Raw genomic sequence first — 18079 nt, forward strand, 5'->3', positions numbered from 1 at the left:
ACGTGGGGGTGGACGTGGGCTCGGGGGACGGCGAGGGCGCGGAGCCGCCGACCTGCTCCGGCAGCACCGAGCCGGGCGTCGGCGCGGCGTTGACGCCGAGGACGTCGAGGCGCGCCTGCGCCGTGTCGGCGGCCAGGCGGAAGTGGGTGGCGAGGCCGACACCGAAGCCCCCGGCCGGCGCGTGCGACCACGAGGTCAGCTCGCCGTTCTCGACGACGCGGATGCCACGGTTGCCGCCGTTGGCGATACCCGGCTGCCCCGTGAGACGTACGACCTGGACGTCGTCTGCGACGGCGTGGAACGCGCGGAACTCCGCGACCGACTTGGCCGAGGCGTTCACCGACCCCGAGGTGTAGCTGACCCACAGCAGGGCCGTCTCGCCCGCGGCCAGCACCAGCGGCTCGGTCTCGAGGGCGACGTCGCGGGTGCGGTCGGTGGAGTCGTCGTACGAGTACGCGAACGTGATCCCCGATGCCCCGAGGTCGACGGCGGCATCCGAGATGTTGTGGATCTCGACGTACTCGAAGTCGTCGACGCCGGTGGTGTCGGCGAGGATCTCGGTGACGACGACGCGGGAGGACGCCTCGGCGGCGTGCGCGGCCGGAGCGACCAGGGTCGGGACCCCTCCAGCGACGAGCACGGTCGCGAGAGCGGCGGAGAGGAGACGGGGACGCGGAGAGCGCATGGAAGAGCCACCTTCGATCGGGGGAACGGCCCGACCCTAGGAGCCCGGGTGACCGGAACGGTGAACCAGACTGACCCGGCAGGTGACCGGCGGGTGACTCGGCTCGCAACCCGCGTGTGCTATCCGCGCGAGTCCGCGCGCGGGCCGGACGGCTCTACGCTGAAGTCATGACCGATCGTCGCCTCGCCGTCCAGGCCTGGGAGAGCCTGTTCCGCGCGCAACACGAGGTGTTCGACGACCTGCGCACCGACTTCGAGTGCGCGGAACTGTCGCAGGCCGAATACGACGTGCTCCTCACGGTGACGCGCGGCCGGGCGATGACCGCGCGGCTGCGCGATGTCACCGCGAACATGCTCATCAGCCAGCCGAGCGTCTCACGTCTGGTCGAGCGCATGGTCGCGCGCGGCCTGCTGACCAAGTGCGCCGACCCCGAGGACGGCCGTGGTTCGCTCGTCACGGCCACCGAGGCCGGCGCCGTCGCGTTCCGGCGCCTCGCCGCGACGCACGCCACTTCGATCGCCGACCGCATGGCACGCCTCGACGACGCCGAGCTCGCGCAGCTGCACGCCCTGACCGCAAAGCTCCGCGACGCCCGCTGACACCCTGCCCGCTCCCGGTCTTCCGGGTTGAGTGTCCAGAACACGCCGACGCCCGCGCATGGCATCCGCGTGTCGTGGACACTGAACGGGCACGGCGACACCGAAGCACGGCATCCGCGTGTCGTGGACACTCAACGGGCACGGCGACACCGAAGCACGGCATCCGCGTGTCGTGGACACTCAACGGGCACGGCGACACCGAAGCACGGCATCCGACTCCGCGTCAGCACTCGATGACGTTCACCGCGAGACCGCCCTCGCTCGTCTCCTTGTACTTCGTGGACATGTCGATGCCCGTCTGGCGCATCGTCTCGACGACGGTGTCGAGCGAGACGTAGTGCGTGCCGTCGCCCCGCAGGGCGAGTCGGGCCGCGGTCACGGCGGTGGACGCGGCGATCGCGTTGCGCTCGATGCACGGGATCTGCACGAGTCCGCCGACCGGATCGCACGTCAGACCCAGGTGATGTTCCATCGCGATCTCGGCGGCGTTCTCGATCTGCCGATTGGTGCCGCCCATCACCGCGGTCAACCCGCCGGCCGCCATCGCGCACGCCGAGCCGACCTCGGCCTGGCATCCGCCCTCGGCCCCCGAGATGGAGGCGTTGTTCTTGAACAGCGACCCGAGGGCCGTCGCCGTCAGCAGGAAGCGACGGATGCCGCGGCGCCGGTTGGCCTCGGCCACTCGCGCGTCATCCCACTCGGCGGCTTCGTCAGGTGCGACGGCATCCCCGTGGAAGCCCAGGAGCGCGCTGCCGACCAGTTCACCGTGCGGGGTGACCGCGTTGCCGACGCCCAGCCCCGAGTCCGCAAGGAACCGCCACCAGTACATCGCCACCGCGGGCAGGATGCCGGCCGCCCCGTTGGTCGGAGCCGTGACGACGCGGCCTCCGGCGGCGTTCTCCTCGTTGACCGCGAGAGCGAACGCCCCCAGCCACTCCCCCGGGAGTTCGCGGTGCCCCTCCGCCTGAATGCCCTCCAGCTGTGCACGCAGCACCGACGCGCGCCGCTTCACTTTCAGGATGCCGGGCAGCACGCCGTCGTGATGCAGACCCGCGTCCACGCACGCGGCCATGGCATCCCAGATGCGGTCCAGCCCCGCGGCGATCTCCTCGTCCGAGCGCAGCGCCTGTTCGTTCCGCCGCGCGGCCTCGGCGATCGTGATGCCGTGCTCGTCACACAGAGCCAGCAGGCTCGCGGCGTCCGTGAACGGGAAGGGCACGGATGCCGCGGCGACCCGCGGAGCCTCTCCTTCGCGACGGATGAACCCGCCGCCGACGGAGTAGTAGGTCTCATCGGCGAGCAGGACGCCGTCGGCGTCGCGCGCGAACAGCGTCATCGCGTTCGGGTGGCCGGGAAGGCGGGTGCGCGGCGCGAGCACCACGTCGCTCTTGGCGAAAGGGATGCCGTGGGTGCCGGCGAGCGTGAGCGTCCCTCCGTCGGGCCAGTCCGACCACGCCCGGCGCACGGCGTCCGGATCGACCGTCTCGGGTTCAAGGCCCTGCAGCCCCGCGACGACGGCGTCGGGCGTGCCATGGCCGATCCCGGTCGCTCCGAGCGAGCCGTAGAGGGCGCAAGAGACGGATGCCACGTCGTCGAGCACTCGGGTCGAGCGCAGGCGTGCGGCGAAGTCGGCGGCGGCCCTCATGGGGCCGACCGTGTGGGAGCTCGAGGGTCCTACACCGATGGAGAACAGCTCGAACGCCGAGACGTAGGCGCTCATGTCCCCAGCGTACGTCGCTGCCGCTTCACCCCCCGGACACGCTCGCGCCACGCCCGAGATACGATGCCGTCCCCGCCGATTAGACCTCCGCGGGTTCTGCGTCTATGCTGGACCACGGCCTGCGCGCCGTTTCGCGCGGAGGCCCTGCGCCCGTAGCTCAATGGATAGAGCATCTGACTACGGATCAGAAGGTTAGGGGTTCGAGTCCCTTCGGGCGCACACTGTGTTGAGACAGTAAATCGACGGCCTCCGCTTCGGCGGAGGCCGTCGGTGTTTTCTCCGCCTCCGTCGTTCGAGGGCATTCCGGCAGCTTTACGCCGACTTTCGTACGAAATACGAAAAACGCAAACGGGCGGCATCGCAGCCATCCCGGGTCCGCCCTAGTGTTCGACGATCGGTGACAGGGCATGCAAAGGGGCTGCCGATGTTGTGGCGGAAAGGACCGGCGCCCGAGGCGCTGTGGAGATCGGTCGATGAGGACTTCGTCCTGGGGGCGTGCTCACGGCGCGTGATCGGGTTCCTCAACCGCGGTGGAGACGACACGTGGACGGTGTTCGACGACGACGCCCGCCCCCTCGACACCTTCGCCGACCTCGACGAGGCCAAGGCCACGCTGTGGCACTCGCACCGGTCGCACCACGAGAACGAGTGCACATCACCCCGGACCGAAAGCCACGCGCACCGCCCGGCGGGTGACGCCGCGATGATGTCCCCGTCGCCCCCCACCGCGGCGACCATCGAGCCCCACCGGCCCATCCGGCCGGCGTCCTGGTGACCGCACCAGCTCAGGGCGCCGACGACTTCTTCGTGTCGCCCTTTGACGCGGTCGGCCCATCGACGTCGGCGGTGGCCTGCGCCTTCGCCCGCTTCTTCGCCTGCGAGGCGAGGCGAGCGAGGTCGACCATGCGCAGCGCATCCATGCGGGCGCGACGCATCGTGGCGTAATCCGGATCGGCATCCTCGGTCATGCCCTCGACGTCGAGACGCTTGGACAGGTTCGCCTCGACATCCCCCCAGGCCGCGACGCGCGCGCCCGCGACCAGTTGCTCCACCCGGAACGGATCGTCGGCGAAATCGCGCAGCTCCTTCGCGACGCCGCGAGACTGCCGCGCGCGCCGGCGGAGATTCCGCGTATCGCGGTCGCGGTAATCGTGCGTGCCCGACGAATCGGAGAACCGCCCCCAGGCCCTCTTCCGCTGCTGCGTGACCCGGTCGGCCGCTTGGTCCTGCTCGTCGGCGAGGGCGTGCAGCGTGTCGCGCGCGAAGGCGGCGAAGACGGCCTGATCGAAATGCCCGCCCCGGGCGATGGTCTCGACGAGGATGCGGTTGCGTACGGCGAGTCGCGCCGCAGCCGTCGCGATCGACAGCCCTTCGGCGATGGCATCCTTCGTCCGGCCCACGCGACCTCCCGCTCCAGGCTATCGCCAGGACGTCGGGGCCATCGCTCCCTCACGTCAGGGCGGCGAAGATCTTCGCGATACGTCGCGCGCGCATCCGCCGCTCAAGGCCTCCGCAACGCTCCCCGCGTGCATTAGGCGAACAAAGAAAAAAATGCAACGCCCCCGGCACGGATCGTGCGCGCTCGTAGCGTCGACTCCGTTGCGGAGGGCCTCGGAGAGTACTCGGGGGCCTTCTGTCGTTTTCGGGGCACGAGAAAGCTGCCACGGCTCTCTACCGGATTCAGGCGAATGCTGCAAAGGCCAATCCGAAACTTCTATTGTCTCCGAACATGGAGGGAAGGCGGCCGAGTGGTCGCTGTCAGAACTCTGGGAGGTTCATCATGAGCTCGTCACCGAACCGCATCGTCGCCACCATCTTCGGCGCCGTCTACCTGCTCGTCGGTCTGCTCGGCTTCGCCGTGACCGGCGGCGTCGGGTTCATCGCCAACGAGGGTGGCCTGCTGCTGGGCATCTTCGAGGTCAACCCGCTGCACAACATCGCGCACCTCCTGATCGGTGCCGCGCTTCTGGTCGCCGGTCTTGCCAACGCCCGCGCCGCCAAGAGCGTCAACATCGCCGTGGGTGCCGTGTACCTGCTCCTGGGTATCGTGGGCTTCTTCCTCACGGGTCCCGCGAACATCCTCGCGCTGAACGTGCCCGACCACTTCCTGCACCTCGCGAGCGCCGTCGTGCTGCTGGGTGTGGGCCTGGGCACCGAGCGCAACGTCCCCCGCACCGCGGCGGTCTGAGCGTGAACGCCGCGACCTTCGTGCGGTCGTGGCCCTCTGTGTCCGCATGGGGGGCCGGGCTCATCCTCGCTGCCCTCGGTGCGGGCGCCATCGTCGGACCGAGCTCCGGGGCCGCCTCGCGCGGCCTCGGAGCGGGTCTGGTCGTGCTGGGAGTCGCCGCCCTCGTGTGGGGCGGGGCCGCGCTCGCGCTCGGCCGTCTCGTCTTCCCCCGCGCGACCCTCGCGGGCGTCGTCACAGGCCTCTTGGCCTCCTCGGCGCTCATGTTCGTGCTCCCCTCTCACACCAGCGTCATCGCGGTCGCGGCGGCCTGGCTGCTCCTCATCGGGGTCGGAGCCGGAATCGCACCCATCCTGCGCCGACGCGGACGAGCCGAATCGACGCCGAGCACCGCTCAGCCGATGAGTGTCTGGGGACTCCTCCTCGCCGCCTCGATCATCGCCGTTGTCGTGACGCCCGCGCTCGGCTCTGCGCAGGATGCCGTCCTCATCCGCGACGACGGGTCCGTCCCCGTCATCACCCACGATCACTGATCCGGCCCTCCCGCTTCGACGGGATGGCACGCTGGAACAGTGACGTCCTCACCCCCGGTTCCGGCACGCGTCGCGCGGCTGCGTGCGAAGCTGCTCACCGCCCTCGCCGGCGACCCGACCGGCATGGCCCCGTACGTGCGGGCGATCGCGGACGGTGACGACGGCGGCTACTTCGTCGAAAACGGTCCCGCGTGGACCGTTCACGCCGGCATGGGGACGCTCGTCGCCGGCATCCGGGCTCTGCTCCTCCAGGCACTGCACCCCGGGGCTCTCGCGGGGGTCCACGACTGGTCGCGTTATCGCGAGGATCCCATCGGGCGCCTCACCGGCACCGTGCGATGGGTCATCACGCTCACCTACGGCTCGACGAGCCAAGCGGATGCCGAGACCGCCCGCGTCGGCCGGTTCCACCGCCGCGTGCAGGGTACGTACACGGCGGGCGACGGCGGCGAACGCACGTACTCGGCGGAAGACGGCGACCTCGTCCGGTGGGTGCACCTGGCCTTCACGGACGCGTTCCTGCGCAGCCACGAGGCGTACGGGGGCCCGATCCCCGGGGGCCCCGACGCCTACGTCGCCGACTGGGCGACCGCCGGCCGACTCATGCGGATCCCCGACCCGCCGCAGACAGAAGAAGCGCTCCGCGCCGAGCTCGACGGCTTCCTCGACCGCGGCGAGCTGCGCCGCGACGAACGCGTCGACGACGTCGTGCGGTTCCTGCGAAAGCCTCCGTTCCCCGGGGCGATGGGTCTTGCCTACCGGGTGCTGTTCGCGGCAGCCGTGGCGACCTTCCCCCCGCGGATCCGGCATATGCTCGGGCTCCGCCGGTCCTGGCTTCCGGTGAAGACCGCGACTGGCCTCATCCTGCGCTTCACCGAGCGCGCGCTCGGCTCAGGTCCCCGCGCGCAGGACATGGCACGCCTGCGGCTGCGCCGGCTGGGTCTGTAGTTCTCGCGCGGGCGGGGCGCACGTCCTTTCCCGTTCGGTGTCCAAAACACGCGGACGCCCTCGAGCGGCATCCGCGTGTCGTGGACACCCAGGGGCAGTGCCGCACAAGTCCTGCACGGTGTCGGGGGTAGCGGCATCCGGAGCCGGCGAGCGGCGGGTCTGCCGGAGTCGTGCGCCCCGCTCCCTTGTCGTTCGGTGGCCGGAACACGCGACGCCCTCACGTGGCATCCGCGCGTCTTGGACACCGACCCCGGTGGGGGCGCGACGCCCCCACCTCCCGTCCGGCGCCATGCGCCCGCCGCCGACGTAGCCTGGAAGCACCCGAGCACACGCGGAGGCGGCATGAGTGAAGACCCCCGGCAGGCGGCCGAACGCTACCGCCTGGATCGGCGGCTGCGGGATGCCGGTATCGACCCGGGAGAGACCGAATCCACGGCGCCGGAACGCGGATCGACCGCCGCGGAGCGCGCCGCGTACGTCGAGACTGCGATCCAGCAGGCCATCCGGCGCGGCGACTTCGACGACCTGCCGGGAGCCGGCAAGCCCCTCACGAACCTCGGAGACAGCCACGATCCCGACTGGTGGATCCGCCGCAAGATCGAGAATGAGAAGCTGAGCGGGCTCGGGCCGCCGGCGTTGACGCTGCGCGTGGAGCACGCCGCGCTCGCCGACCGCATGGACGCGTTGGCGCGCGAGGGCGACGTTCGCGACGCCCTCGAGGACTTCAACCGTCGCGTCATCGAAGCCCGCAGGCAGCTGCTCGGCGGCCCGCCCGTGGTCACGCCGACGGTCGATGTGGATGCCGAGATCGAGGCGTGGGCGTCACGCCGCCGCGCGCGAGCGGCCGCCGCGGCCGTGCCACCCCCGACGCCGCGTCGCCGCCGCTGGTTCCGCGCGCGCTGAGCGAAACGAAAGCACACGTTCCGGCGGGACGGGACGGGACGGGACGGGGCGCGTCAGAGCCGCGACAGCTCGTCGGCACGACGCACGAGGGCCCGGGCACGGGCCAAGGCCGGGGCGTAGGAGCCGTCGACGGGGCCGTCGGGAACGCTCGTGAGCATCTCTCGGGCGCTCGCGACGTCGGCAGGGCTCGGCGTGAACCCGGCGTGGGCGCCCGGGATCGCGGCATCCCGCAGCGCCAGCGTGCCGGTGAAGCCCATCGCGGCGGCGTGCTCCGCGGCATCCCGGGCCTGTTCCACCGGGCCGCACGGGCCGTCGATCGGCCCCGGGATGCCGGCTGCCGCGGACGCGACGACCAGCTGCGCGCGCGGCCACGACAGCGCGACGCGGTCCGCCGCCATACCGGTGTCACGGCGGAAGTCGCCGACACCGAACGCCAAGCGGCGGGTCGCCGGGTGCGCGGCGATCGCGGGGGCCGACAGCAGCGCCGCGGCCGACTCGATCATGGCCACGATCGGAACGCCCGCTGGGAGGGATGCCGCGACGTGGGCGACGTCGGCGGGTCCGGCGCACATCGCCAGGACGACACCGGCGAGACGGTCGCTGAGCTCACGGCCGAGTGCCAGGTCGGCCTCGCCCTCGCGCGTTCCGGCGGCGCTGATGCGCAGCCACACCGGCGCACGCTCGGCCGCACGACGCGCCCGCTCCCGCCCCTCGGCCTTGCGCGCGGCCGGCAGTCCGTCTTCGAGATCGAGCACCAGGACGTCGGCCGCGGTGTCGCCGCCCGCGGCCAGCGGTGAGCGCAGCAGCCAGGTGCGGGCCAGGTCGACACGCGCGGGGGCGGGGACGGCCGAAGCCGCCCCCGCCGCGATCGGGGTGACGCTCACGAACGACCCCGTGCCGCTGCCTCGGCCTCGGCCTCGGCCTGAGCACGGAACGCGTCGAGCGCCTGCGTGTCGACCGGTGCCGGTCCGACGCCGGCCTCCGCGGACGCCTCTTCCTTGGCATCCGCCGCGGGGGTCTCGGAGTGGTCGTGACCGGTGAGGAGCGACTCGTCGAAGGGGATCTCGCCCGCCAGCACCTGACGCACGCGCGCACCGTCGTACTGCTTCGTCCAGACACCGATGAGCATCGTCGCGACCGCGTTGCCGGTGAAGTTCGTCACCGCGCGGGCCTCGGACATGAACCGGTCGATGCCGACGATGACGCCCACGCCGTTGACCAGATCGGGACGGTAGGCCGACAGGCCGCCGGCGAGGGTGGCCAGCCCGGCACCGGTGACACCCGCCGCGCCCTTGGAGGCGATGATCATGAACACCATGAGACCGACCTGCTCGCCGATCGACATGGGCGCCCCCATCGCCGACGCGATGAACAGCGACGCCATCGTGAGGTAGATCGCGGTGCCGTCGAGGTTGAACGAGTACCCGGTCGGAACGGTGATGCCGACGACGGGCTTCGAGACGCCGAGGTGCTCCATCTTGGCGATGAGCCGCGGCAGGGCGGCCTCGGAGGACGACGTTCCGACGATCAGCAGGTACTCGCGACCGAGGTACTTCATGAGGGTGAAGATGTTGACCCGCGTCACGACGTACAGCAGCACGCCCAGCACCACCGTGATGAACAGGAAGCACGTGAGGTAGAACGCCCCCATCAGGATGCCGAGGCTGATGACGGCCTGGAAGCCGGTCTTGCCCACGACAGCGGCGATCGCGCCGAAGGCGCCGATGGGCGCGAGCCACAGGATCATGCCGAGGATGCGGAACACCAGGGCCTGGAAGTTGCGGATGCCCTCGACCATGCGCGCACCTCGCTCGCCCATGCCCTGGAGGGCGAAGCCCACCAGCAGCGCGATAAAGAGCACCTGCAGGATGCTGCCGCCCGTGAACGCCGAGAAGAACGTGGTGGGGATGATGCCCAGAACGAAGTCCTGCGTCGTGGTCGCCTCGGGGGCCGCCTCGTAGGTGGCGCCCGCGATGTTCAGCCCCTCGCCGGGGTGGATGATGTTGCCCACCACGAGGCCGATGATCAGCGCGAACGACGACATCACCAGGAAGTAGAGCATCGCCAGGCCGCCGATCTTGCCGACCGTGGATGCCTTGGCGATCGAGCCGATGCCCACCACGATCGTGCAGAAGATGACCGGCGCGATCATCATCTTGATGAGGTTGACGAAGCCCTTGCCGAGGGGTTCGAGAGCGGTGGCGAACGCCGGCGCCACGAGCCCGACGACGATTCCCGCCACGACCGCCACGATGACGGCGATGTAGAGCCAGTGGTTGCGGTCGATCTTCTTGCGCGGACGACCGTCGCGCGTGGTGCGGAGTGAGAGAGACATCGGCGACTTCCCCTTTTCCTAACGTCTTCGTTGAGTCCGGCGGGGTCGCCGGCGACGTGATGACTCTGCTCGACCGCCGGGCACGGGACGATTTGTGGTCGTATTGTTCACGGCAGACCGGAAAGGGCACGACGTGCGATTGAGCGTGGGCGGACGGCTGGCGATGGTGTCGCTGGGCGTCGTCGTGCTGGTCGCGGGGGTTCTCGCCGCGCTGATGTCGGTGCAGCTGTCGGACTCCGGACAACGTCAGGCGGAGCAGGTCACGCGCTCCGTCGCCGAGACCCTCGCGCACGAGCCCGAGGTCGCCGCGCTCGTCGGTACGCGCGACTCGGACGCGCTGCAGCCGATGGTCGAGGCGATCCTGGCCGACGCCGACCTGTCGTTCGTGACGATCATGACGCCCGACGGCATCCGGTTGACCCACCGCAATCGTGACGAGATCGGCGAACCGTACCTGGGCTCCCGCGACGAAGCGCTCGCCGGACGGACGTTCACCGAGGTGTACGGCGGCACGCTCGGCCCCTCCGTACGGACGATCGCGCCGATCCGCCGGGACGGCGCGGACGACGGCGAGATCGTCGGGCTTGTCTCGGTCGGTGTCACGCTCACGGCGGTGCAGGCCGACCTGGCCGCGCGCGTGCCCCTGATCGTGACCGCCGCGGCCGGCATCGTCGGGATCGGCATCCTGGGCGCCCTGTACGTCCGCCGCAGCGCCCGCCGTGTCACCGGCTCGTACACGCCGAGCGAACTGGCGCGGCTGGTCGAGAGCTACGAGACCGTGCTGCACTCGCTGCGAGAAGGCCTCGTGGTCACCGACCATCGCGGGCGCATCGTGCTCTACAACGACGAAGCCGCCGATCTCCTCGGCCTGCCGCCAGCCGCGCAGGGGCAGGTGAGCCTCGACCCGCGCGAGATCGACATGGATGCCGCGCTCGCCGACGCCATCGCGACGGGTCGCCGCATGGTCGAGGAGACCGTGGTCACCGGCGATCGCGTGCTGCTGGTGAATCAGGAGGAGGCGCGCGACCTCTCCGGGCGCCGCGCCCCCGAGCGCGGGCGGGTCATGACGCTGCGCGACCGATCCGAGCTTCAGGCCCTCCTCGGCGAGCTCGAGGGAGTGCGCACCCTGAGCGACACGCTTCGTTCGCAGACGCACGAGCACGGCAACCGCCTGCACGCCCTGCTGGCGCTGCTGGAGTTGGGCCGTGTCGACGACGCACGGCGGCTCATCGTGGCATCCACCGAAGAGAGGCAGGATCTCGCCGACCGCCTGGTGGCCGATAGCGACGCCGCCGTCGTGGTGGCGTTGCTGCTCGGCAAGCTGGACGAGGCCGCCGAACGCGGCGTGGCCCTCGAACTGCACGTCGATGAGCCCACCCCCGCGCTTCCGCTCGCGCCCGGCGAGGCCGTCACGGTGGTCGGCAACCTCGTCGACAACGCCCTGGATGCCGCCTCGACCGGCGCGGAGCCGAGGTGGGTGCGCGCGTCGCTCACGCGGCGCGGGCCCGATGTCGCGATCGAGGTGAGCGACAGCGGGGCCGGGTTCGATCCGAACCTCGCCGACCCGTTCGCGTTCGGCGCCTCGACCAAGCCGGCCGCGGTGCCCGGCGGTCGCGGTGTCGGACTCGCCCTCGTGCGGGACATCGTCGCAGCCCACGGCGGAACGCTGCGTGTCACGGCCGACCCCACGACAATCCGGGTGGTCCTGCCCGCCCCCGTCGAGGCGGTGCCGGCGTGATCCGTGTTCTCGTCGTGGACGACGACGCGCTCGCCCTCGAGCTCCACACCGCCTACGTCGGCCGCGTGCCGGGCTTCGAGGTCATCGGTCAGGCTGCGGGGGCGCGCGCTGCTCTCACGGCGATCGCCGACCCCGACCGCCGGGTCGACCTCGTGCTGTTGGACATGACCATGCCCGACGGCGGCGGTCTCGACGTGGCCCGCCGCGCGCGGGCGATGGGTGCGGGCGTCGACATCATCGCCGTGACGGCCGTCCGCGATGCCGCGACGGTGCGCGCGGCCGTGTCGACCGGGGTCGTGCAGTACCTCATCAAGCCGTTCACGTTCGCCGCGTTCCGCGAGCGTCTGGAGGCGTACCGGGCCTACGTGGAGGGGCTCGACCGCGCCGCGGGCGAGGCGACGCAGTCCGAGGTCGACGCGCTTCTGGGGACGCTGCGCTCGGTCTCACCGGCGTTGCCGAAGGGTCTGAGCGACGAGACCCTGCAGGCCGTGGCGGAGCGCGTCCGCGTGTCCCCGGGGGCGGTGTCGTCGACGGAGGTCGGCGAGCGCGAGGGGATGTCGCGCGTGACGGCGCGACGGTATCTCGAACACCTCGCCGACGCGGGCCGCGTGCGACGCGAGCCGCGCTACGGCGGCCCCGGTCGCCCCGAGATCACTTACGCCTGGGTCCGCGCGTGACGCACCCGCGTCCGTCCTTCGCGCCGCCCCGCGGGGCCGCCCGCGCCGCCCGCTCGCCCGCGCTCCCGTTCGCCCACCCACCCACTCGCCCGCGTCCGAGCCCGCGTCTGCGTCTGCGTCCGAGCCCACCCCCGGCGCCCGCGTCGGCGCCCCGGCATCCCGTTCAGTGTCCAAGACACGCGGACGCGTCACGTGTCCGTCCGCGTGTCCTGGACACTCAAGCGGGCAACGCGCCTCGACCCGGTGCGGTCCACGCCCCGCCGTCCCGGACCGGGTCGATCGGAGGCGGACCGCGCCGATCGCGGGGCGGAGCGGGTAGCGCGCGTCAGAGGTCGAAGGCGGCGCGGACGCCCTCGTTCACGACGACTCCGGCACGGACGTTCAGGCCCTTCGCCAGAGCCGGATCCGCGGATGCCGCGGCCTCCCAGCCCGCGTCGGCGATGCGGGTGATGTAGGGCAGCGTGGCGTTGGACAGCGCACGCGTCGAGGTGTGAGGCACGGCACCGGGCATGTTGGCCACGCAGTAGTAGAGGGAGTCGTGGACGCGGAACGTGGGTGCGTCGTGGGTGGTCGGCCGCGATCCCTCGAAGCACCCGCCCTGGTCGATCGCAATGTCGACGAGCACCGACCCCGGCCGCATCGCCGCGACCATGTCGTCGGTGACGAGCTTGGGCGCAGCGGCTCCGGGAATGAGCACGGACCCGATGACGAGGTCGGCGTCGGCGAGCTGCTCGGCGATCTCGAGGCGGGTCGAGGCGCGCGTCTGGATCGCACCGCCGAAGCGCTCCTCGAGCTGGCGGAGCTTGGGCAGCGAGATGTCGATGACGGTGACGTCGGCGCCGAGGCCCAGCGCGTTCGCGGCGGCGTGCTCGCCGGCCACGCCGCCGCCGATCACGACGACCTTCGCCTTGGGGGTGCCGGGCACTCCGCCCGGGAGCAGCCCGCGCCCGCCCGACGCGCGCAGCAGGTGGTGAGCGCCCTCGATGATCGACAGGCGTCCAGCGACCTCGCTCATGGGGGCCAAAAGCGGCAGCGCCCGGTCGGCGGTCTGCACCGTCTCGTAGGCGACCGCGGTGGTGCCCGCCGCCATCAGCGCATCCGTGAGCGGGCGGTCGGCCGCCAGGTGCAGGTAGGTGAACAGCGTCAGGTCCGAGCGCAGGTGCCCGTACTCCGGGGCGATGGGCTCCTTCACCTTGACCAGGAGCTCGGCACGCGCCCACGTCTCCTCGGCGGTGGCGACGATCTCGGCGCCCGCGGCACGGTACTGCTCGTCGGAGAAGCCGCTGCCCTCACCGGCGCCCGCCTGCACGAGCACCTCGTGTCCGCGATGCACGAGCGCATCCACGCCCGCGGGCGTCATCGCGACGCGGTTCTCGTTGTTCTTGATCTCGGTGGGCACGGCGACGCGCATCGGTCTCTCCTCTGAGGTGGTCGTGGCAGGAAGAATCGCAGAAACAAACGTTTCCGTGGCGTAACGCCGAATATTCTTCGCTCTGGATGCCGTGCACCGCGGTACCCTCAAGCGAACCCACCCTCAGCCGATGGCCCGACCGAAGGATCTGCGATGGCCGACGACGACCTACATCCCCTGGACGCCCGCATCATCGACCTGCTGTCCGCCGACGCTCGGATGACCAACGCGGCACTCGCGGACGCGCTCGGTGTTGCCGCGTCGACGGCACACGCCCGCGTGCGCGGTCTGGTCGAGCGCGGCCTCATCACGGGGTTCCACGCCGCCGTCGACCAGAGCCGTCTCGGCCGGGGGCTTCAGGCCATCGTCGGAGTCACACTCCGACCTGGGCAGCGCCACGAGAGCATCCGCGCGTTCGCTCAGGAGGTGCGACGACACCCCGACGTCATCCAGTTGTTCTTCCTCGGCGGCGCCGACGACTTCCTCGTGCACATCGCCGTGGACGACTCCTCGGCCGTGCGCCGCTTCGTGGTCGATCAGCTCTCGGCCCGGCACAGCGTGGCATCCACTCGCACCAGCATCATCTTCGAGTACCACCGCAACGCCCTCGCGGCCGACTTCGCGTGAGACGGCGCGCAGCGGCGGCGAGACGGCGCACCGCGGGCCGATAGAGTGGCGGAACCGTGCGGCGCCGCACGGCGAGGGGAAGAGCCGTGTTGCTGACGATCGGGCTCGCTGCGATGTCCATCGGCGTCGCTATCGCCGTGGTGGGGATCGCCCTCCCCAAGACCTCAGCGCCCGTACGGTTCACGACCTTCCTGCAGTACGCCACCATGGCCGGGATCTTCTCGGTGGGATCGGCGATGATGTACGCCGTGCACCGGTACGACGGCGCACGGCTGGCCCTGGTCGTCGCCGACGCCGGCATGGTCCTCACCGCCGGCACGATGGCCGTCGCCGTGGCCGCACTGTCCACGCGCCGCCGCCGCGCCGCTCTGGCGCTGGTCGCGGTGATCGCGCTCGCGACGGGCGCAGCGACTGCGACCATGAGCGAGGAGCAGTCCCTCATCATCAAGGCGGCGGTCCTCGCCGTGGTGTGCGGTGTGTGTGCGATCGCCGCGGCCCGCTCGACGGTCGCACCGCGGCATCCTGCGCGTCTCCTCGCCGTCGCGATGGGGGTCTACACCGTCTACTCGGCAGGGCGTGCCGTGGTGGGCGCAGCGACCGGCTGGGCCGGGCCGATGGGACCGGTGTTCCGCTCGCTGGAGATCGGCTCCGCGGTCGCCATCATGATCGTTCTGGCGTGCGGCCTCGCCATCATCCTGTCCCTGCGCTCGCCCAGCCGGACGGCGGACAGCGTCTCCGGCGAGCTCACCGTCATCGTGGTCGGTGACGCGCGCCTCGTGGCGCGGGCCTACGGCGTCGAGCACTTGAGGTCGCTCGTCAACGAGATGCGGGCGGCGACCCACGCCATCGACGATCGCGCCGTCGACGTCCGCGACGGTGTGGCCACGGCACTCCCATCGGCGCTGTCCACGCTCAGCGACCAGCTGCAGAACGGTTTCGGCTGGAGCCCGGAAGAGATCGCACTCCTGACCGAACGCCGGGCCGCGCGCGGGCGCGGCGAGCGCGCCTGACACCGAGGCGTCACGAATGAAGCGCGGCGGCGATCGCGGCGATGTCAGCCGGGGTCGAGCGGCAGCAGCCGCCCACGAGCCGCGCTCCGGCCGCCACCCACGACGGGGCGGCCTCGGCCAGCGGCGCGGGGGCGCCGTGCCACGTGCGGGCCTCGGCATCCCACCGCTCTCCCGTGTTCGGGTAGGCGACGAGCGGCACGGCGGGCGCTTCGGCCAGGGCCGCGAGCACGCGCGCCGGTGTGCAGCAGTTGACTCCGACCGCGATGACCTCCGGAACGGATGCCGCGGTGCGCAGGGCCTCGGCCAGAGCCCCGGCAGCAGTGAACCCGGTGCTGTCGGCCGACAGGCTGACGAACGCGGGCATGCCCAGAGCGGTGAGTTCGAGAGCGAGCGCCTCGACCTCGAGCGGGGACGGGATCGTCTCGACCGCGAGCAGATCGGCGCCCGCCTCGGCGAGTACCGCGAGGCGCCGGCGATGCAGACCGCGCAGCTGCGCGACGTCCAGCCCGTACTCCCCCGTGTACTCGCTGCCGTCGGCGCGCAGCGCGCCGACCGGACCGACGGATGCCGCGACCAAGGGACCTCGGACCTCGCGGGCGAGCGAGACCGAGCGCCGAAGGAGCGTCTCGACCTCGGCATCCGGAATCGATCCGCCGAAGCCCACCTGATAGGACGCGGTGATGAGGACGTCCGCGCCGGCGGCGGCGAACTGCTCGTGGGCGGCGCGGACCTCGCCCGGGTCGTCGCGCAGAACCCGCGCGGACCACAGAGACGACGACACATCGTTGCCGCGGCGCTCGAGCAGGGTGCCGAGGCCTCCGTCGAGGACGAGGGGGCGGGTTTCGAGATCGATCACGCCTCGTGGGTCTCGCCCGCGGCGAGGACGCGCAGCACGCGCGCGAGAAGCGCCTGATCCGCGCGGCTGACATCGCGCAGGGCCTCGGCCTCGAGACGCACCAGCTCGGTCATCGCGGCGTCGACACGTTCGATGCCCTCGGCGGTGATGGCGACGAGGATCGCGCGACCGTCGGAAGGGTTGGGCCGACGGTGGACGAGCCCGCGATCCGCGAGCTTGTCGAGGCGATTGGTCATCGCCGCGCTGCCGATCATCGTCGCCGCGATGAGGCGCGTGGCGCTCAGCTCGGTACCGGCGCGACGGAGGACGGCGAGCACGTCGAACTCCCACACGGCGATGTCTGCGCTTGCGAAGGCGCGGGCCCGCAGTTTCGACAGGTGGAAGGCCGCGCGACGCAGCCGCGACATGACGTCCAGCGGGGTCAGGTCGACTTCGGGCAGCAGTTGCGACCAGGCGTCGATGAGGAGGTCGACCTCGTCGTCTTTGCTGCTGGAGACCGTGGACACACTTCGACGGTACCGGAGTCGCGGGGGCGATCGGCTCCGGACCGGGCGTTTCGCGGCGGGATTGTGCGTTCGCCGGGCGCATTCGACCGTCGCGGCCCCGCCCGGCTATTCGACGGCAACCCGCAATCCCGCGGGCTCCCCGGGAACGCTCACCGTGGCGCGGACCGGCCTTCGCGCCGCGCCAACACCCCGCCGGCCGCCGACAGCCACCGCCCCGGGTCGGCGAGAGCGGCGTCGGCCGTCCCCGCGAGATCGACGAGCGCCACCGTCGAGACGAAGCCCGAGGTGTCGGCATCCGGCGCGATCCGCCCCGCGACGAGAGCCGTCGGACGCGCCGCTTGCCGGGCGAGCCCAGCGACCAGGGCCGGCGCCTTCCCCGCCGCGGACCCCGCGTCGAACGCCCCCTCCCCCGTGACCACGACGTCGGCGGCGGCCACGGCGTCGGCGAGGCCGATCAGATCCGCGACGCGCTCAGCCCCCGGCAGGAGGACGGCACCCCACGCGCGCAGGGCTGCGCCGGTCCCGCCCGCCGCACCCGTTCCGGCTTCGTTCGTGTCGACGCCGAGCAGCGCCGCCGCGCGAGCGAGCGCCGCATCGGCTTCCGCGACCTCCCGGACCCCGAGGCCCTTCTGCGGACCGAACACCGCTGCCGCCCCGGACGGACCGGTGAGCGGGCTGCGCACATCACTGAGCACGAGAACCCCGTCCCGCGGCGGAGGACGCAGCCCCGAGCGATCCAGGCGAACCGCGGTGCGCGCGCCCCGCAACCCGGGCAGCGCGTCGCGCCCGTCGGCATCCATAATGTGCGCCCCGAGAGCGGAGAGCACGCCGAATCCCGCGTCGGTGGACGCGCTCGAGCCGATCGCGAGCACGAGGCGGGTGACGCCGTGATCGAGCGCCGCGGCGATCGCCTGCCCGAACCCGCGGGTGTCGGCGTCGAGCGGCCGCAGGTCGCCGCCCAGCAGTTCGATGCCCGAGGTCGAGGCGAGTTCCACGACGCCGGTCTCACCGGTCGCGTCCGCCGTCGCGGGGAGGAGGACCCAGGATGCCGCGACCCCACGCCCGTGCGGACCCGTGACACGCACCGGCATCCGGCGAGCCCCGGGCACGGCCGTGAGGAAGGCGTCGAGGGTGCCCTCGCCGCCGTCGGCCATCGGCAGCTCGACGATCTCGTCGTCGCCCCGCACGGAACGCCACCCCGCCGCGAGCGCCGCCGCGGCCCCCGCCGCGGAGATGGACCCCTTGAACCCGTCCGGGGCGAAGAGCACGCGCGTCACGCGCCGACCCTACTCCGCCCGGTGCGTCGGCACGGGCCGGGGGTGGGCGCGTGACGCGCGTGCTCTTCG

19 protein-coding genes and 1 tRNA gene are annotated in these 18079 nt (G+C 71.8%); 11 read left to right on the forward strand and 9 right to left on the reverse strand.

Translation table 11 applies throughout. From position 1 onward, the window contains the following. The coding region (locus tag MHY30_RS14010) for a lamin tail domain-containing protein (protein WP_239277767.1) at positions 1 to 685 on the reverse strand (685 nt) is incomplete at its 3' end. Between the two features lie 167 nt (positions 686 to 852). Between MHY30_RS14010 and MHY30_RS14015 the strand changes: the two genes are divergently transcribed. After that, on the forward strand, positions 853 to 1284 hold the full coding sequence (locus tag MHY30_RS14015) for a MarR family winged helix-turn-helix transcriptional regulator (RefSeq protein ID WP_239277768.1): 432 nt from the start codon (positions 853 to 855) through the stop codon (positions 1282 to 1284). 223 nt (positions 1285 to 1507) lie between these two features. Here MHY30_RS14015 and MHY30_RS14020 read toward each other — a convergent pair whose 3' ends face one another. Then, complete coding sequence (locus MHY30_RS14020) at positions 1508 to 3004, reverse strand: L-serine ammonia-lyase, iron-sulfur-dependent, subunit alpha (protein WP_239277769.1); 1497 nt, start codon at positions 3002 to 3004, stop codon at positions 1508 to 1510. 146 nt (positions 3005 to 3150) lie between these two features. Between MHY30_RS14020 and MHY30_RS14025 the strand changes: the two genes are divergently transcribed. Further along, positions 3151 to 3223 (forward strand) — tRNA-Arg (locus MHY30_RS14025). Positions 3224 to 3428: 205 nt separating this feature from the next. Continuing rightward, positions 3429 to 3779, forward strand: a complete 351-nt coding sequence (locus MHY30_RS14030) for a hypothetical protein (RefSeq protein ID WP_239277770.1) — start codon at positions 3429 to 3431, stop codon at positions 3777 to 3779. A 10-nt stretch (positions 3780 to 3789) separates the two neighbouring features. On the opposite strand, the gene MHY30_RS14035 is transcribed toward MHY30_RS14030, so the two are convergent. Beyond that, on the reverse strand, positions 3790 to 4404 hold the full coding sequence (locus MHY30_RS14035; RefSeq protein WP_239277772.1) for an asparagine synthase: 615 nt from the start codon (positions 4402 to 4404) through the stop codon (positions 3790 to 3792). Between the two features lie 380 nt (positions 4405 to 4784). Between MHY30_RS14035 and MHY30_RS14040 the strand changes: the two genes are divergently transcribed. The 4 genes from MHY30_RS14040 (at position 4785) to MHY30_RS14055 (ending at position 7573) form a co-directional block, all read left to right on the forward strand. Then, positions 4785 to 5192, forward strand: a complete 408-nt coding sequence (locus MHY30_RS14040; protein WP_239277774.1) for a DUF4383 domain-containing protein — start codon at positions 4785 to 4787, stop codon at positions 5190 to 5192. Between the two features lie 2 nt (positions 5193 to 5194). Continuing rightward, entirely contained in the window at positions 5195 to 5722 is a 528-nt protein-coding gene (locus MHY30_RS14045) for a hypothetical protein (RefSeq protein ID WP_239277776.1), read from the forward strand. 123 nt (positions 5723 to 5845) lie between these two features. Further along, positions 5846 to 6670, forward strand: coding sequence for an oxygenase MpaB family protein (locus tag MHY30_RS14050; protein ID WP_275438472.1), 825 nt, complete (start codon positions 5846 to 5848; stop codon positions 6668 to 6670). Between the two features lie 342 nt (positions 6671 to 7012). Then, positions 7013 to 7573, forward strand: a complete 561-nt coding sequence (locus MHY30_RS14055; protein ID WP_239277797.1) for a DUF1992 domain-containing protein — start codon at positions 7013 to 7015, stop codon at positions 7571 to 7573. A gap of 53 nt (positions 7574 to 7626) precedes the next feature. Here the strand turns inward: MHY30_RS14055 and MHY30_RS14060 are convergent, their stop codons facing one another. After that, positions 7627 to 8457, reverse strand: coding sequence for an aldolase/citrate lyase family protein (locus tag MHY30_RS14060; RefSeq protein WP_239277807.1), 831 nt, complete (start codon positions 8455 to 8457; stop codon positions 7627 to 7629). Further along, positions 8454 to 9908, reverse strand: coding sequence for a cation:dicarboxylate symporter family transporter (locus MHY30_RS14065; protein WP_239277827.1), 1455 nt, complete (start codon positions 9906 to 9908; stop codon positions 8454 to 8456). Before MHY30_RS14065 ends, MHY30_RS14060 begins: the two co-directional genes overlap by 4 nt. A 145-nt stretch (positions 9909 to 10053) precedes the next feature. Here MHY30_RS14065 and MHY30_RS14070 point away from each other — a divergent pair, with 145 nt between their 5' ends. Both MHY30_RS14070 and MHY30_RS14075 read left to right on the forward strand, forming a co-directional pair. Next, complete coding sequence (locus MHY30_RS14070) at positions 10054 to 11646, forward strand: ATP-binding protein (RefSeq protein WP_239277845.1); 1593 nt, start codon at positions 10054 to 10056, stop codon at positions 11644 to 11646. Continuing rightward, complete coding sequence (locus MHY30_RS14075) at positions 11643 to 12323, forward strand: response regulator (RefSeq protein WP_239277855.1); 681 nt, start codon at positions 11643 to 11645, stop codon at positions 12321 to 12323. The genes MHY30_RS14070 and MHY30_RS14075 overlap by 4 nt, the downstream gene beginning before the upstream one ends. Before the next feature lie 325 nt (positions 12324 to 12648). On the opposite strand, the gene ald is transcribed toward MHY30_RS14075, so the two are convergent. Next, the gene (gene ald / locus MHY30_RS14080; RefSeq protein WP_239277874.1) at positions 12649 to 13734 is read right to left on the reverse strand and encodes an alanine dehydrogenase; all 1086 of its coding nucleotides are present in this window, start codon (positions 13732 to 13734) and stop codon (positions 12649 to 12651) included. A 153-nt stretch (positions 13735 to 13887) separates the two neighbouring features. Between ald and MHY30_RS14085 the strand changes: the two genes are divergently transcribed. Further along, positions 13888 to 14361 carry an Lrp/AsnC family transcriptional regulator gene (locus MHY30_RS14085; RefSeq protein ID WP_239277876.1) on the forward strand — a complete coding sequence of 158 codons (474 nt, stop codon included), beginning with the start codon at positions 13888 to 13890 and terminating at the stop codon, positions 14359 to 14361. Positions 14362 to 14447: 86 nt separating this feature from the next. Beyond that, a complete protein-coding gene (locus tag MHY30_RS14090; RefSeq protein ID WP_239277878.1) occupies positions 14448 to 15371 on the forward strand; it encodes a hypothetical protein in 924 nt (307 codons plus the stop codon). A gap of 10 nt (positions 15372 to 15381) precedes the next feature. Here MHY30_RS14090 and mmuM read toward each other — a convergent pair whose 3' ends face one another. The 3 genes from mmuM to MHY30_RS14105 form a co-directional block, all read right to left on the reverse strand. Continuing rightward, the gene (gene mmuM, locus MHY30_RS14095) at positions 15382 to 16227 is read right to left on the reverse strand and encodes a homocysteine S-methyltransferase (RefSeq protein ID WP_239277887.1); all 846 of its coding nucleotides are present in this window, start codon (positions 16225 to 16227) and stop codon (positions 15382 to 15384) included. Beyond that, on the reverse strand, positions 16224 to 16733 hold the full coding sequence (locus MHY30_RS14100; protein WP_239277898.1) for a MarR family winged helix-turn-helix transcriptional regulator: 510 nt from the start codon (positions 16731 to 16733) through the stop codon (positions 16224 to 16226). The genes mmuM and MHY30_RS14100 overlap by 4 nt, the downstream gene beginning before the upstream one ends. Positions 16734 to 16882: 149 nt before the next feature. Then, positions 16883 to 18010: a glycerate kinase gene (locus MHY30_RS14105; protein WP_239277900.1), complete on the reverse strand. Its 1128-nt coding sequence runs from the start codon at positions 18008 to 18010 to the stop codon at positions 16883 to 16885. Positions 18011 to 18079: the final 69 nt, after the last annotated feature.

Origin of the sequence: Microbacterium sp. ACRRU (assembly GCF_022346945.1) — a bacterium.
Lineage (GTDB): Bacteria > Actinomycetota > Actinomycetes > Actinomycetales > Microbacteriaceae > Microbacterium > Microbacterium mcarthurae.